Origin of the sequence: Ruegeria jejuensis, from assembly GCF_041537905.1 — a bacterium.
Lineage (GTDB): Bacteria > Pseudomonadota > Alphaproteobacteria > Rhodobacterales > Rhodobacteraceae > Ruegeria_C.
In genome coordinates this window covers 132566-148708 of record NZ_JBGRUO010000007.1, presented here as the reverse complement: position 1 = coordinate 148708, position 16143 = coordinate 132566, and the positions used below count along the sequence as shown (strand labels likewise).

At 57.3% G+C, this 16143-nt stretch carries 12 protein-coding genes and 1 pseudogene; 8 read left to right on the top strand and 5 right to left on the bottom strand.

The features are described from left to right. Positions 1–51: 51 nt before the first annotated feature. Entirely contained in the window at positions 52–987 is a 936-nt protein-coding gene (locus tag AB1E34_RS10600; protein ID WP_372572314.1) for an alpha/beta hydrolase, read from the bottom strand. Positions 988–1816: 829 nt separating this feature from the next. Here AB1E34_RS10600 and AB1E34_RS10595 point away from each other — a divergent pair. Further along, positions 1817–2341, top strand: a complete 525-nt coding sequence (locus AB1E34_RS10595; protein ID WP_372572313.1) for a winged helix-turn-helix transcriptional regulator — start codon at positions 1817–1819, stop codon at positions 2339–2341. A gap of 73 nt (positions 2342–2414) precedes the next feature. Here the strand turns inward: AB1E34_RS10595 and AB1E34_RS10590 are convergent, their stop codons facing one another. Continuing rightward, a complete protein-coding gene (locus tag AB1E34_RS10590) occupies positions 2415–4193 on the bottom strand; it encodes an acyl-CoA dehydrogenase C-terminal domain-containing protein (RefSeq protein WP_372572312.1) in 1779 nt (592 codons plus the stop codon). Positions 4194–4341: 148 nt separating this feature from the next. On the opposite strand from AB1E34_RS10590, the gene AB1E34_RS10585 reads away from it, so the two are divergent. Continuing rightward, positions 4342–5199, top strand: a complete 858-nt coding sequence (locus AB1E34_RS10585) for an alpha/beta hydrolase family protein (RefSeq protein WP_372572311.1) — start codon at positions 4342–4344, stop codon at positions 5197–5199. Between the two features lie 17 nt (positions 5200–5216). On the opposite strand, the gene AB1E34_RS10580 is transcribed toward AB1E34_RS10585, so the two are convergent. After that, the gene (locus AB1E34_RS10580; protein ID WP_372572310.1) at positions 5217–6155 is read right to left on the bottom strand and encodes an alpha/beta hydrolase; all 939 of its coding nucleotides are present in this window, start codon (positions 6153–6155) and stop codon (positions 5217–5219) included. Between the two features lie 133 nt (positions 6156–6288). Then, a complete protein-coding gene (locus tag AB1E34_RS10575; protein ID WP_372572309.1) occupies positions 6289–7713 on the bottom strand; it encodes an alpha/beta hydrolase in 1425 nt (474 codons plus the stop codon). A 588-nt stretch (positions 7714–8301) separates the two neighbouring features. Here AB1E34_RS10575 and AB1E34_RS10570 point away from each other — a divergent pair. From AB1E34_RS10570 to AB1E34_RS10545, 6 genes and pseudogenes are all read left to right on the top strand, one after another. Continuing rightward, complete coding sequence (locus tag AB1E34_RS10570; protein ID WP_372572308.1) at positions 8302–10176, top strand: acyl-CoA synthetase; 1875 nt, start codon at positions 8302–8304, stop codon at positions 10174–10176. Between the two features lie 80 nt (positions 10177–10256). Continuing rightward, positions 10257–11765, top strand: a complete 1509-nt coding sequence (locus AB1E34_RS10565) for an SGNH/GDSL hydrolase family protein (RefSeq protein WP_372572307.1) — start codon at positions 10257–10259, stop codon at positions 11763–11765. 181 nt (positions 11766–11946) lie between these two features. Then, positions 11947–12843: pseudogene (locus tag AB1E34_RS10560) on the top strand (GMC family oxidoreductase); the annotation flags it as partial. Continuing rightward, complete coding sequence (locus AB1E34_RS10555; protein ID WP_372572384.1) at positions 12826–13584, top strand: GMC family oxidoreductase; 759 nt, start codon at positions 12826–12828, stop codon at positions 13582–13584. The pseudogene AB1E34_RS10560 and the gene AB1E34_RS10555, both read left to right, overlap by 18 nt. 198 nt (positions 13585–13782) lie before the next feature. Further along, positions 13783–14118, top strand: a complete 336-nt coding sequence (locus tag AB1E34_RS10550) for a DUF6463 family protein (protein WP_372572306.1) — start codon at positions 13783–13785, stop codon at positions 14116–14118. Positions 14119–14226: 108 nt separating this feature from the next. Further along, positions 14227–14613 (top strand): PaaI family thioesterase, encoded by a 387-nt coding sequence (locus AB1E34_RS10545; protein WP_372572305.1) that lies wholly within the window; start codon positions 14227–14229, stop codon positions 14611–14613. Between the two features lie 60 nt (positions 14614–14673). Here AB1E34_RS10545 and AB1E34_RS10540 read toward each other — a convergent pair whose 3' ends face one another. Next, complete coding sequence (locus AB1E34_RS10540; protein WP_372572304.1) at positions 14674–16122, bottom strand: NAD-dependent succinate-semialdehyde dehydrogenase; 1449 nt, start codon at positions 16120–16122, stop codon at positions 14674–14676. Between the last annotated feature and the right edge of the window lie 21 nt (positions 16123–16143).

Below are 16143 nucleotides of genomic sequence, written 5' to 3'. Positions count from 1 at the left end.
CCCGGCTGACTGTGCCTGCCGCGCGGCAGCAGGCACAATTGTTCAGGTCAGTCAGAGATATTTTGTGAACCACTCAACGGCCATTTTGCTGCCGTGCTCGTAGCCATCGAAATAGATGCCATAGTGATCAATACCATCGATCAGTTCATAGCGCACTTCGACGCCCTTTTCCCGCAGCATCTCGGCGACGCGGCCGCCGTTTTCTGCGGTTGGGAACATCTCTTCGTTCTGTGCATCCATGATCAGGGACGGTACGTTAAGATTTTCCGCCGCCGCGATCACGTCATAACGCAGCGCCTTGCCGAAGTTCACCGAGCCGGTGAGATTCGGCATCTTGTCCAGACCAGCAGGCAGCGGGTCGATGTCGCCGCGCGCAATTGCGGTTGCCCGTCCGGTGGCGTGCTGCAGCATTGGGCCCTGCAGGCTCAGCATCGCGGAAACCTGAACCGCCATGGCCTTGATCCGAGGATCAGTAGCTGCAACATAAGCGGCAACGCCGCCGCCAAAGCTGGTTCCCCACGCCCCGATACGGTTCACATCCACATTGGGCTCGCCGACAATATAGTCAATTGCCGAGACATAGTTGCGCACCCATTCGGTCGGGTCGACAAACTGACGGGTTTCCTTGATCTTAACAGTCGCTTCACCGTTTTCGTCGAACTCGGGGGCGTCTCCGACCACCTGGATACGACCAGCCGAATCTCCCCAGCCGGTTTGCGAGAAGCTGATGGCGATCATGCCGTTTGCCGCAAACAATCCGCCATAGCGCTCGGCGGTCCGCTTGGTGCCACCCCATCCATGGCTCATGACGATAGCCGGAACTTTCGCATCCGCAGCCAGGCCTTTGGGGCGATAAACATCCGCATCCAGCGCGATTCCATCGCTCCAGACCGTGACAGTATGGCGCTCTACGTTGTCGGCCAAAACCAGCGGCGGATAATCTGGTTCGTCGCCTTTCATCGGGTAGTTGTACTTGCCTCCAGCCATGGTGGTCCTCCAGCTAACTCAGTGTTTGATGTTGATCGGGTAGATAAGTTATTAGGTCGCATTTTGCAACCAAAAAAGCGAGCGCTCGCCCGATAAATTGCAATTTCTCCGTCTCAGGACCTTCGATCCCGAACCCGCAACGTTGTAAGCACCATTCAGAAGCCATAGTGCCTTGTGTCATGCTATGGGACATCACCCGCCATCTTGTGAATTGATACCGATCCGCGCGCTCACACCGTCGCATCGCAACGCAGATGTTTCCAGCGACCCACTTTCTTTTCCACATACTAGCGAACCGGCCTCGAAACTCTAGTTTCATGATCGCACTGACAGCTGAAAGACGAAAAAATCCGACAAACATATGAATTACAAATACTTAAGTGAACCACTTCCTAACCTGAAGATCGTCTCCTTTACCTCAGAGCGCATTGCCTTCGAAGCCACTGTCGGAGTGCACATCGCCCTGCCCTACAGATCCGATGACGCTTAAAGCAACACTTTCGAACCAGGACAGAGACGGCCCGAATGCAGAAATGCGCAAGCTCTTTGACCAATCTGGCAACCATTTGCGATGCACCAACCACCTCCCAAAGCGCATTGCCCGTTAGACCTTGACCGAGGGGCCCCAGCAACAAATCGCCTAAACGACTTCGCGACACGCATGATTTATATGCAAGGTAGACTATTCTCGATCGTTCTGGCCTAAAATAGGACCAAATTTCCTTCGACATGTTGCAACTGCAGCATCGGAAGACTACCTCTTCACTGAACAGTCAACTCAATCAAAGAGGTAGTTCGGTGTGCGCCGATGCACGCCGTATGGTAGTAGATGGATTCAAAGCTCGGTATGGCCGACACATATTCGATCCCACTATCGGAACGAGACTGCAGCTGGGCGCGTTCTTTGGATGTTTTCGGTGACAGGTGGAGTATGCTTGTCATTCGGGAGGCATTTTCCGGTGTGACGAAGTTCATGGACTTCCAGCGCAACACCGGAGCCGCAAAGAACATTCTAACATCCCGTCTGGATACGCTATGCAAGGAAGGGATATTTGACCGTATCCCCCAACGCGAAGGCAGCACCAGGTATTCCTATGTGCTTACCGCCAAGGGAAAGGCGCTGTTTCCAATGATTGTTGCGATCGGACAATGGGGGGACAGGTGGGTATTTGGACCGGACGGCGCGCCGGTATCAATCATCCACAAGCAAACCGAAGCGCCGGTCCAGGAAGTTGCGGTGTTTGCCATGAATGGGCAACATCTCGACCCGGGTGATGTCGTGATTGAACCGGGGTCGGGCTCATATCATCTTGTCGATACGCGAAAGACCAAGCCGTCCAGTGAAATGGCTTGAACGACCCCCTCCCCCGAACAAAACCAACCCGAGGCTAGCAGGTGCCAGCCCCGGTCGATAATTGAGCGCCCTGTCAGAACTCTTCGGCGGCCATGTCCATGACCGGAGAGGCGCCGCTGCGGATGCGTTGCAGCATTGCCCCGGTCAACGGCAACTGCCGCTGCATATAGAATCGGCCGGTTTTGATCTTGGCATTCAAGAATGCCGTGTCCGCCCCAGCTTCGGACAATAGACGGCTCGCTGCCTCGGCCTGACGCGCCCACATGAAGCCCAGGCAGACATGCCCAAACATATGCATGTAGTCATAGGACCCCGCCAGAACCGCGTTCGGGTCCGTCTGCCCGGTCTCAGCAAAATAGGCCGAAGCCGCTTGCAGGTCGGAAAGCGCGGCCTTTAACGGCTCGATGAAATCGGCGCTGATCTCAGCGTTATCCTGTTGCGCGGCAATGAAGCCCTGCACGATTCCAAAGAAATCGCGCAGCGCCTTGCCGCCATTGGTCGGCAGTTTGCGCGCCACGAGGTCGAGCGCATGAATGCCGTTTGCACCCTCATAGATTTGCGCAATCCGCGCGTCGCGGACAAACTGGCTCATCCCGTGTTCTTCGACATACCCGTGCCCGCCAAAAAGCTGCTGGGCCTGTACGGTCATGTCAAACCCACGGTCGGTAAGGAACCCTTTCATCACCGGGATCAGCAACGAAACCAAGGCATCCGCATCAGCATCCTTGTTCTGATGCGCCTGATCGATCAGCTGCGCGCCCCAGAAGGCCAATGCACGCCCACCTTCGACGAAACTCTTCTGCTCTAGCAGGTTGCGCCGAACATCCGGGTGCACGATCAGCGGGTCAGCCGGGCCATCGGGGTTCTCTGCCCCGGTCGCCGCACGGCCCTGCAGACGATCCAGCGCATAATCCCGCGCCGCCTGATACGCTGCATCGCCCAGTGAAACGCCCTGGAGCGCGGTACTCAGGCGCGCCTCGTTCATCATGGTGAACATGGCGCGCAAGCCCTTGTGTTCCTCGCCCAGCAAATAACCCGTCGCTTCGTCATAATTCATCACGCAGGTCGAATTGCCATGCAGGCCCATCTTTTCTTCGATCTTCCCAACAGACACGCCGTTTCGCTCGCCAAGGCTGCCATCCTCATTCACCAGGAATTTCGGCACGATGAACAGTGAGATGCCCTTGACACCTGCGGGGGCGCCGGGAAGGCGGGCAAGCACGAGATGGACAATGTTCTCGGCCATGTCATGCTCACCGGCAGAGATAAAGATCTTCTGGCCGGAAATCTTGTAAGTCCCGTCCTCTTGCGGCTCTGCCTTCGTACGCAAAAGCCCCAGATCCGTACCGCAATGCGGCTCGGTCAGGTTCATGGTACCCGTCCACTCAGCCGCAACCATCTTGGGCAGGTAGGTTTGCTTCTGCTGCTCTGAGCCATGCGCCAGAATGGCCTGGGCCGCACCATGAGTCAGAACCTGATAGATCACCAAAGAGACATTGGACGCGCTCAGAAAATCCCCGATCGCAACCTGGAGGATGAAGGGAAGGCCCTGCCCGCCCCATTCTTCAGGCATATCCAGACCCGTCCAGCCACCGTCGCGCAGCGCATCGTAGGCCTCGCGGAACCCCGGAGGCGTTGCGACGACGCCGTTTTCCAGTTTGCAGCCAATTGTATCGCCTGCAGTATTCAGCGGCGCAAACACATCATTGGCCAGTTTGCCGGCTTCGGTCAGAATGGCCGAGGTGCTTTCACGGTCAAGAATTTCATACCCGGGAATTTCCAGTTCAGAAATGCGCAAAACATCCTGGATCAGAAATTCGCTATCCTCAACGGGAGCAACATAGTTGGGCATATGGCCTCCTCCTTGGCGTCAATAACTTCTCAGTCTCTCTTCCATTCACCCAACGAGTTTCATTACGCAACCATTTTATGGGCTACGTTGCGTCATTATTGTGTTCGCTGATGAAACCCATGATCCTACAACCGCAGATCATCTTTCAATGGAGCGACGCTTGGTCGAAACCGTCAGATTCAAAGCAGACGACGGCTGGCAGTTGAGCGGCGATCTTTATCGCGGCCCATCGCCTGAAAGGGTGATCCTTATCTCCGGCGCGACAGGTTATGCACGCGGATTTTATGGCCGCGTTGCTCAATGGCTGGCCGATCAGGGATCAATCGTCCTGACATATGACTATCGCGGAATCGGCGGGTCTGCATCCGGTGATCTTGCGGGGTCGGACATCGACTATCCCGATTGGGGCCGCTTCGATCTGACCGCCGCCATTCAGATGCTCAACGGGTTGGAGCCGAACCTTCCGATACTGCATCTTGCCCACAGTGTCGGTGGGCATTTCGTAGGTTTGGCGCCAAATCAAGACCTGATCCGCAAACATGCATTTGTCTCGGTCGGGACCGGATTCATAGGCGGGCATCATTGGAAACAGAAAATGCTCGGTACCTATTTCTGGTGGGTCATGGGGCCTTGGTCGCTATACCGGCATGGCTATATCAAGCCGGTCGGCGGCTGGCGCGGTGAACCCTTGCCGCCTATCCTGTTCCGCACCTGGCGCCGCTGGAGCCACCGACGGTCCTATTTCAAACCGGAGCTCGATACCGATCTTGCGCCACAAAATTTCGACAAGGTGACCGCCCCGATCCGCTCCTGGGTTTTCTCTGACGACCCGATCGCAACAGCATCGACCGCTTCAGACATCCTCAGTTGCTATCCGAATTCGCCTCAGGAGTTGATCTATCGCACCCCTTCGGATCTGGGCGTGCGACGTATCGGCCACGACGGCGGATTTCGGTCCGGTCGAGAAGCGCTATGGCAGGAAATTCTGGAGTTTTTTGACAGTTGAGCAGCGCCTGGACGCTGTCAGGTCGCGCTGGCTGATCCGATCCTCTGAACCAGGAACTCCATCGCCGAGGCAACAAAATCAATCGAAACCGGCACATCCGGGCAGATGGCCTCGAACGCATGCGGTGCGCCGGGGACAAACTCTACCTCGCACTCGACCTTCGCGTCCTTCAGTCTCTGCGCATAAATCTGGTCCTCGTTGGCGAACAGATCGACATCCCCGAATCCGATCCAGGTCGGAGGCAGGCTCGACAGGTCCTGACGACGCGCGGGTGCGGCATAATCCGGCAGTGTTGCCGCGCCAGGAGCATGCGGCGACAGATATACGCCCCATGCGGTGCGATTGGCTTTGTTTTGCCAGATAACCGTCCCAAGCGCATCTTTTGAATGGTCTGCGGCCGTGCGGTCGTCCAGCATCGGATAGAACAGAATCTGGGCCTTGGGCTGCGGCCCACCTTCATCCAAAATGCGCTGCGCAAGCGAGGCCGCTAGCCCACCCCCGGCGCTGTTGCCGCCAATTGCCAGTTTGTCGGGGTTCACACCATAACTTGCAGCGTTTGAAACTATATGCGTCCAGCAATTGAACGCGTCGTCCAGATTGGCCGGGAAGGGGTGCCGGGGCGCCAACCGATAAGCGGGCGCGAATACAGTTGCCCCCGTCTTTTTGCAGATATGGTTGGCGATCCCGTTCACATGGTCAGCGTTTCCGGCGACATGGCCACCACCAAAGCACCACAGAACCCCAGCATCGCTTTTTGCGAATTTCGGTGTGAATACCCGCATTTCAAACGCACCGTGCCGCTCGGTTCGCACCTCAACCCCGTCATCCAATTTGGATTTCGCAGCAATGTTGTAGATGAACCGCGCAATCGGAATCAGAGGTTTGATGTGGAATGGTAACGACGGAATCTTTTTGAAGCTGTCTTGCAGTTCCGGTCTTAAGTTTTCGATTCCCATATCTTCTATCCTGTATATTGATTGTTTTTTCTCGGGCGCGCGCTTTGCTTTGATGGCCCCTGACGCGACCGTTCGCCACCCGGTCCCGCCACACTCTCGGTGGCGGGAACGGCGTGCTGTGCTGATACAAACGTCACTTCGGCGCAAGTGCCTTTGCCAAGAACATCAGACCCGCACCCACGAACTGCTGAGACATCCCGGCTGTCGGAACAATCGCTTCAAACGCGTGCGGGGCGCCCTCGGGGGTAACGACCTCCACCGGCACGCCGCTGGATTTCAGGCGGTTCGCATAGGTTAGGCCTTCTGCGCTGAACAAGTCGATGCTGCCTACGCCCAGCCATGTCGGCGGAAGCCCTTCAAGGTTTTCGCGCCGTGCCGCCGAAGCATAGGCTGGCAATTCCGCAGCACCCGCCTCATTCGGGGCCAGATAGGCGTTCCAGGCCGTGCGGTTGTCGCGGTTGCCCCAGACATAGTGCCCGACATCGTCCAGCGATGTGTCCGTCGCGGTGCGATCATCCAGCATCGGGTAAAACAGAACCTGACAGACCGGTTGCGCAGCGCCATCATCGAGAATGCGTTGAGCCAGTGCCGCTGTCAGACCGCCACCTGCGCTGTTGCCGACAAGTCCGACGCGTGCGGGATCAATGCCCAAGGCATCGGCGTTATTCTGAATCCAGCGCCAGGCTGCATAACAATCATCATGCGCTGCCGGGAACGGGTGCTCCGGCGCAAGACGATAGTTGACGGTGACAACTGTGGCCCCTGTCATCTTGGCCAGTTTCGATGCGCCTTCATTCAACTGGTTGGCCCGGCCCGAGACCAGCCCGCCCCCATGTATCCAAAGCACGGCAGCGCCGGACTTGTTCTCTTGCGGTTCGATCACACGTAGGAACGTGTCGTCGAGTTTGACTTCGCGCACATTCACATCCCGATCCGGGTGCTTCAATGTAAAGAACTCGTATAGCGCGCGCCCGACCGGGATCATGGCAGGGACTGAAAAGGGCAGGTTCGGAACCAGGCTCAACGCATCGCGCAGTTCGGGCGCGAGATTGGAGGGATCCATCCGTCCTTCATTTGACGCAGACAACGGCCCGGTTCCTTCTGGCCCGGCCCAGGCCTCATCAACGGTATCAGCGCTAGTGTATTTCGAATGCACACCGACGACTTTCCATTTGTCGACCAGCCGCGTGACCTGAAAGTTCACAATCAGGCGTTCAATCTCACGATCGCCCGCGCAGCGCGACCAGATCACGTCAATCTCACCACTATCGGCGGTGAACACGGTGATGCGGCGGTCGGGAATATCCGTGTGCGTATAGCCAAACGCCTGCAATTGTTCCTGCTGCGCCTGAAAGAACAGCGCGACATGCTCGTCCGATTGCAGCCAGACCTTGGTGATCGGAGGGGCGCAGACGAACATCGGGTTGTTCCAATACTGCACGATGAACTCGGGGTCGTCTTCGGATTCACCCGCGCCCTTGGCAACCCACCGGTCAAAGTACTCGACAAAGAACCAGTCGTTTATCTCTGCCTCGACTTTCACAGGATCGAAACTCATCTGCATGCCCTCCCTTAAGCGCTGTTTCATCCCCGTCTAAACCGGTCCTTGTTAACCGAGTCAGACATCAGGATGGGTTTCACTGAACAATCTAGATGTTTAGGTTTTAATTAGGAACCATATTTCTTCAAATCGCACACTGTTACCTTACGCTATTTCAGGTCAGCCTGCTTGATAGTGCGAGTGTCTTTTTCTGATCTATGCTTCTGGCCCAACGTTAAGAGGAACACACGAGTATGTGGGCGTAAGGCTTCGAATCCAATAGCTGTCATGGGTTTTGCAGCTTCGTTCTGACAGGGGCGACTAAGTGATTGCGCGCCTCTCCTCCTCATTTGTTGAACAAACTCTCGATTGTTGAACTTGACACACACAAATTGGTTCTATAATGCAACTAATAATCTGATGGGCAGACGAAGCCTGAGCGATACGGACCGGCTCAGAAAACTCATTTTGAGGATTCTGACCGACCGAGCCTATAAGGTGCCAAAACCCGCCACGTAACCTGCGGCGGGAGAGGCAGAGAGGGGATGGTCGGTACCTGTGTGGTAGCACGTTTACGGTTCTTAAAGTAGACCAAGGAGGAACATTATGGGATTTCCAAAAATCAGGTCGCTGAAGGATATTGAAGCCTTTGAAACAGACGACTGGCGTGCCCATTGCGATTTGCAGAGCACCTATGAACTCTTGCAAAGCAGCGCTGCGGCCTTCGGCGACAAACCCGCCATATCGTTCCTGCCCAAAGGCGATGGGGAAGAGACGCCTGTCGTGACCAGCTACGTGGAGCTGCTTGCCCGGGTTACGCAAACGGCCAATCTGTTCCACGAGCTTGGGATCGGCGCTGGCGATGTCGTATCATATGTCTTGCCCAATCTGCCCGAAACGCATGAGGTGATCTGGGGTGGCGAGGCCGCCGGGATCATCAACGCGATCAACCCGTTTCTCGAACCCGCAACAATCGGCAAGCTGCTTAACGCGGCTGAAACAAAGCTGCTTGTCACGATGACCCCGATGCCGGGTCTGGATCTGATGACCGCGATGTTTGAGCTCGCCGATCAGTCCGAGCACATCGCGGCTGTTCTGGCGGTTGATCCGGCCCCTTATTATGGCGCTCCTGCTGCTGAACTGCCCGCCACGACCCCTGGCGGCAAACCCGTTATTCATTTCCAGAATGCGCGTGACAAGCAGCCCTCCGACAAGCTGACTTTTGAGCGCGAGATCAAACCCGGAGATATCGCGTCGCTCTTCCATACCGGGGGCACGACAGGCACACCCAAGCTTGCGCCGCACACCCACGAAAACGAGGTACACCAGGCCTGGGTTCTGCCTTATGTGATCGATCTGGAAGAAGGCGACACCATGATGTGCGGCCTGCCGCTGTTTCATGTGAACGCGGTTATGGCCTCGGGGCTCAGCTGTTTTCAGGCTGGTGCCAACGTTCTGCTGGTGACGCCATTGGGATTCAGAACACCTGGCGTGATTGCGAATACCTGGAAGATGATCGACCGGTACAAAGTCACCAGCATGAGTGCTGTTCCAACGATCTATACCGCCCTCATGGGGGTGCCAAAAGATGGTATGGATCTGTCTTCGCTGAAATTCGCAGGATGCGGCGCAGCGCCCTTGTCGCCGGAAACGTTCAAGGGGTTTCAGGAGTATTCCGGCGTCAAGCTTATGGAAGGCTACGGGATGACCGAGAGCACCTGTGTGGCGTCCTTTAACCCGATGTTTGGCGAAAGCCGGATCGGCTCTGTCGGCCTACGTTTGCCGTTTTCCGAGATGCGCTGCGGCATCGTTGGCAACGGCAAGGTCGAGCGGTTCTGCGAAACCGACGAGGTCGGCACGATCCTGATCCGCGGCCCGCATGTTTTTCCGGGTTACTACAAACACGATGCCTCCGGCCTGCTGGAAGACGGATGGGTCGATAGCGGCGATTTGGGGCGCGAAGACGCAGAAGGTTATGTCTGGCTCACCGGTCGGTCCAAGGACCTGATCATTCGCGGTGGGCACAATATTGACCCCTCGATGATCGAAAACACCCTGACCGAACATGATGACGTGGCAATCGTTGCCGCCATCGGTCAGCCTGACGCTTACGCGGGCGAGCTGCCCTGTGCTTATGTTCAGCTTGCCCCTGGCGCCGCCGCCGATGCCGAAGAGATTCGCGGCTGGGCCAAGGCAAACATCCCCGAGCGCGCAGCAGCGCCGGTTTATGTCGAAGTCCTGGAGACCATCCCGGTTACAGCCGTCGGCAAGGTCTTCAAACCCGAACTCCGGGTGATGGCAACCCAACGCGTTCTGGCGGATGCCCTGAACGCAAAGGGCATCACCGGTGATGTCACCGTCTTTCTCGATGAAAAGAAAGGAATGGTGGCGGATGTCAGGATACCTGCCGCTGATCATGAAGCCGCCGGGCAAATCCTCGGCGAATTTACAGTTCACTACGAGATTGCGGCCCCGAACTGACGTCGGGGAGTGAATGTCAACTCGGTATGGCCGTGAAAATATCCAAGTAAAACAGACCTAAATCCAAGGGAGGAATAAACGTGAGCAATGCTCTGAATTTCAATCGGATCGTCTATTTTGGCGACAGTCTGACCGACAGCCGTGTGCTGGGGGAATTGTCGGCGCAGGCGTCTTTTGTGCCGCTGCCGCCTGGTGCGCCTTATGTCGATCAATACACAAATGGTCAGGTCTATGCTGATTATGTGCCCGGTTTGCTGGGGGTCGAAGGTGGGGAAAGCCTGAACTACGCTATCGGCGGCACACAGGCCCTGACCGACAGAACCCTGGCCGACCTGCTGGGGCCGCTCGCCCGGCCGGACGCAACGGCGGAACTGTTGGGTACGCGTGTTGATCTGGACGGTCAGATTGACCGGTTCCTGGCGTCTGACGACGCCAGCGGTGATCTGTCGGGAACGGCTGCCGTTGTCGCAATGGGCATCAACGACTTTAACGACGTCGCACCAGATGCGACGTTGGAAGAGGCACGCGCCTTCGGGGAGAGCATCGCCAATAAGGTGGTCGGCGACAGCCAGCAGCTGGCGGATGCCGGTGTCGGCACGCTGATCTTTCACACCATGCACGAAGTGCAATACAACCCGCTCCGGTCTGACTCCTCGGACGAAGAGCGCGCGATCGCCTCGGAAATCAACATCGGCTACAACGATGCCCTGCGCGCCGGTGCCGAAGCCCTGGAAGACCAAGGTGTCGAAGTCATTGTGGTCGATATCAACGCCTTGATGGAAGAAATCCGCAACGACCTTTCGGCATTTGGTTTCCAGTCTTACACCGAATCCCGTATCCTGGGCGTCACCGGGTTGCCGACAATCGAGCTAAACCCGGATGCTCTTGACCTGCCGGTGGACCAGCTGGTGTTTCTGGACGGGGTCCACCCCACTGCGGAAACCCATGAAATCTGGGGTGTTTTCCAGGCCGAGTCGATTACGTCCAACGTGATCATCGAAGGTCAGGACAACGATCGCATCAAGGGGACGAATGGGGATGATCTTGTCCTCTCCTCAAGCGGAAATGATCGGGTGTGGCTCAAGAGTGGCGACGACATCGCTCTGCTGGGGCTTGGCAATGACAAAGCCTTCGGCGGGCGCGGCGACGACGTAATCGGTGCCGGGTCGGGGGATGACCGCATCTTCGGCGGCAAGGGCAACGACATTCTGGCGACCAACGCTGGCAAAGACGCTGCCTATGGTGGTTCCGGCGATGATCTGCTTGTTGATGGCTTTGGTCGGGACCTCTTGTTTGGCGGCTCAGGGGACGACGTGTTCATCTGGACCGAGGATGCGCTTTATGGTGGAACGGCCGATGGCTCAACGGACCTCATTGTCGGGGGATCAGGCCACGATACACTTATCATCAGGGTCGAAGACGCCTCCGACATAGATGCCGATCTGGGTTGGTTTGGGACATTCTTTGAAACAGGCCTCAAGGCCTTTGGGATAGAAGATGTTGTCATCGTCGAAGGCTTGGAACTGGATGCAGAGCTGACAGACCAATTCGATCTGATCAATCAGGCAGAGATGTGGAACTTCGTCTGATCGTTCGCACCGGCGGAACGACGGTTTAAGGGTCCGCGAACAAAAAGACCCAAGGCCTCGCGACAGGCCTTGGGAAACATCTACAAGGTCATTTTCAGGCTCAACCCTGACAGATGCGCATAAGTAGATTTCGGCAATCTGAGATCGAACGATCGCTCGCAATATAAGGTGGGATTGAACAGTGTCAGATACTTTTGACTACATCATCATCGGTGCAGGTTCAGCCGACAGTATCCTGGCCAACCGCCTGTCCGCTCAACCGGACAAAACTGTGCTTGTTCTGGAGGCCGGACCAGAAGACAAAAGCATGTGGATACATATTCCGGCAGGCTTTTCGCGGCTTCTGCACGACCCTAAGCACACTTGGCGCTATGAGACCGAGCCCGAGCCACGGCTGAACAACCGCCGTATCGGCTGGCCGCGCGGTCGCATGATCGGCGGCACCGGAGCCATGAACGGGCTTGCCGTGGTCCGAGGGCAGGCCGAGGATTACAACGGCTGGGCACAGATGGGCTGCACCGGCTGGGATTGGGATTCGGTTCAGCCCATGTTCCGCAGCTTCGAAGACTACTGGGGCGAAGAATCGGACAACCACGGCAAAGGTGGCGGCGTACACATGTCGTAGATGCGCCACCGTCTGATCAAAGGCGACTCGGTGGATCGCGCCACCCAGCTCTTTATCGAGGGCGGTCAGGAGGCCGGTCTGCCCTACAATCCCGATTTCAACGACTCCGTCCAGGAAGGCATCGGCTGGGTCGATCACTCGGTCAGCCCCAAGGGCAAACGAGACAGTACCGCCGCTGTCTTTCTGAAACCTGCTCGCAAACGCCCCAATCTGGACGTACGCGCCAACGCGATGGTTGAACGGATCACGTTCGACGGGAAACGTGCATCCGGCGTTATCTACACACGCGGCAGCGTTCGCGAGGAGGTCAAGTGCCGGGGCGAGGTCATACTGTGCGGCGGCGTGGTCAACTCTCCGCAGACGCTGATGCTGTCGGGCGTAGGCCCCGGTGATCATCTGACCGAGCACGGCATTGATGTGGTCGCCGACCGCCCGATGGTCGGTGGCAACCTTCAGGACCACATGTATCTGCATTGGGTGCATGAGGTGCAAGAGGGCTACAGCATCAACGCAGACATCTATGGCGCGCGCATCCTGCCCCATGCCTTGCGGTACTTCACGACTGGCAAGGGCCTACTGACCATCGGTGTCTCGACCGCGTATATATTCTGCAAAAGCCTGCCGCATTCGGACACACCCGACACACAGGTCGGATTCCGCCCGATGAGCGATGAGATGCTGGTGTCAGGGACGCCCGGACCGCATAAATTCCCGGGCTGGTCGGCGTCAGTGTCGTATCTGCGCCCCAAAAGCCGGGGGCGGATCAAACTGAAATCCGCCAACGCCAATGATCACCCTGCGATCTATGCCAACTATCTTGATCACCCAGACGACATGCAATCTTTGATGACGGCACTGCGCCTGGTCGACAAGATCTATTCAACCCCCAAGCTGGCAGCAATTCTCAAGCGGCGCCTGAACCCCGACGCGGATGTCAACATCCACAACGACGCCGAGCTTGAGCAATACGTGCACGCCTTCGGGAACACCATGTATCACCCGGTCGGCAGTTGCATGATGAGTGGTCAGGAGGATTCGGTCGTCGATCCGCGCCTGCGTGCGCGCGGTGTCGAAGGGCTGCGCGTTGCGGACGCTTCGGTGATGCCCAATATCGTATCAGGCAACACCAACACCGCGACGGTCATGATCGGGGAAAAGGCTGCGCAGATGATACTCGAAGACGCGAAGAGCTGAGGACGGGAGGCATCCGTAACATCTCCGTTTGGGGCAGGCGCAGTTGGGCCACGCCAACGGACGTCCAAGGCACAAAGCAACCCCAGCGCAGCCAGAAAGGCGCCAGCGATACGGTCGAAGAGAGCAGAATCCATCACAAGTTTGTGGCTCGCAAACGAGTTGAGAGTCACCCGGGCATCAGTTAACAGGAGCGAAATCATGAATTGGGTTGGGTTTTGGATGGTCGGTGTGGCCGGGCTTCACACCATGCTGGGGGTCTACCTCTATGGAGGCACCCTTGCAGGATGGTTACAGGGCGGTCTGTTCAACACGGTGCAATCTGAGTCTGATCGCGTAGCCCTTTGGTTTCTGACGGGCGGGCTGATGATGTTCACGATTGGCCTGTGCCTTCTGAACATGCCGACCAAACCCCGGGCGATCGGGTTTGTCCTGCTGGTGATTGCTCTCACCGGGATTTGCCTGCTGCCGAAATCCGGCTTTTGGTTCCTGTTGCCCCCGGCGATTGGGATCATCCTGAAAGGGCAGTCCGCCTGATATGCTGCAACGGCCACAGGGTCACACTTGACAGATCACGTCTCGTCAACAGCATGGGGCCACTGGATATTGGCCCCAAACTCACAACAGAGCCGGAGGAGACCTTAGATGGCAACAGGAAGTATGGATTTCGATGGTTCAATCGCGTTCTCGGTGCGCTACGAGTCCGAGACCGAGGCTACAGGAACGATGCCCATACAGAACGGAATCCTGAACCCGTTCGGCTCGGTCCATGCGGGCGCGATGATCTGGTTTGCCGACGTTGTCGCCACAACGCTGGCCCTTCAAGGCACGATGCCAACTCCGGGCATGAGCGGGTTTCCCCTAGCGATCAACCTATCAGCGAACCTGCTGTCAAACAGCAAAGATGGCACATTGCACGCAACGGCCCAATTCGTGAAGCATGGTCGCCGCGTGTCGACAGTCAGAACAGTTGTGACATCCGATGATGGCAGACAATTGCTGGAACTGACCTCAACGCATATTCCCGCATAAACTCCGCTACCGCGCCTTTTGGGGACACCGGATCACTGGCCCGGAGTCCCCGTTGTTCGCTCATACGCTCAGGCAGCAGTACTTGAGTTCCAGATAGTCTTCGATCCCGTATTTCGAACCTTCGCGCCCTAAGCCGCTTTCCTTGATGCCACCAAACGGGGCAACCTCGGTCGAGATCAGGCCCGTGTTGACGCCGACCATTCCGTATTCAAGCTCTTCCATGAAGCGCCAAACCTGCGACAGGTTCTGGGTAAAGACGTAAGAGGCCAGACCAAACTCTGTGTCGTTCGCGGCGGCGATGGCGTCACCGATATCCGAGAACCGGAAGACCGGGGCCAGCGGGCCAAAGGTTTCCTCGCGCGCGACCGCCATGTCCTGCGTGGCGTTGGTGACAACGGTCGGCTGAAAGAAAGTCCCGCCCAGTTCATGCGCAGACCCGCCGGTGGCAACAGTGGCACCTTTGCTCACCGCGTCAGAGATATGTTCCCGCACCTTCGAGACCGCCGCAGGTGTGATCAGCGGACCAATGGCAGACCCTTCGGCAAAGCCGTCGCCCACAGGCAGGGCCTCGACCGCAGCAATCAGCTTGGCGACAAAGGCGTCGTAGATACCATCCTGCACGTAAAACCGGTTGGTACACACGCAGGTCTGTCCGGCATTGCGAAACTTCGAGATCATCGCGCCTTCGATGGCCTTGTCCAGATCGGCATCGTCACACACGATGAACGGCGCGTTCCCACCCAGTTCCAGCGAGAGCTTCTTGATCTGGGCCGCGCCCTGCTCCATGAGAATTTTGCCCACTCGGGTCGAACCGGTAAAGCTGATCTTGCGCATCACAGGATTGTCGCTGAAGGCTTTGCCGATCCCGACACTGTCGGTCGAAGGAAGAACCGAAAAGACACCGGGCGGCAGACCGGCTTCTTCGCCCAGCCGCGCCATAGCCAGCGCCGACAAAGGCGTTTCCGCCGCCGGTTTCACCACCATCGCACACCCTGCCGCAAGCGCCGGGGCGACCTTGCGTGCGATCATTGCGTTCGGGAAGTTCCATGGCGTGATGGCACCAACAACACCAACCGGCTGCTTCAGCACCATGATACGCTTGTCGCGTTGGTGGCCGGGGATGGTGTCGCCGTAAACGCGTTTGGCCTCTTCGCCGAACCATTCGACAAAACTTGCCCCATACATGATCTCGCCCTTGGCCTCGGCCAGTGGTTTGCCCATTTCCGCCGTCAGGATCGCGCCCAGATCGTCCACATGGGCAACCATCAGGTCAAACCACTTGCGCAGAATGGCCGCACGTTCTTTGCCGGTCAGCGCGGCCCAGCCCTTCTGGGTCTTCTGCGCGGCGGCAATCGCGGCATCGGCATCCGCGACGGAACAATCCGCAACCTGCACCAGAACCTCGCCTGTCGAGGGGTTCGTGACGTCGAACCGGGCGTTACGTCCGGCCCATTCTCCGTTCAGATAGGCATCCCCGATCAAAAGGTCGGAACGCGTCAAAGTCAGCATCGTAGTCTCCTGTAGGATCGA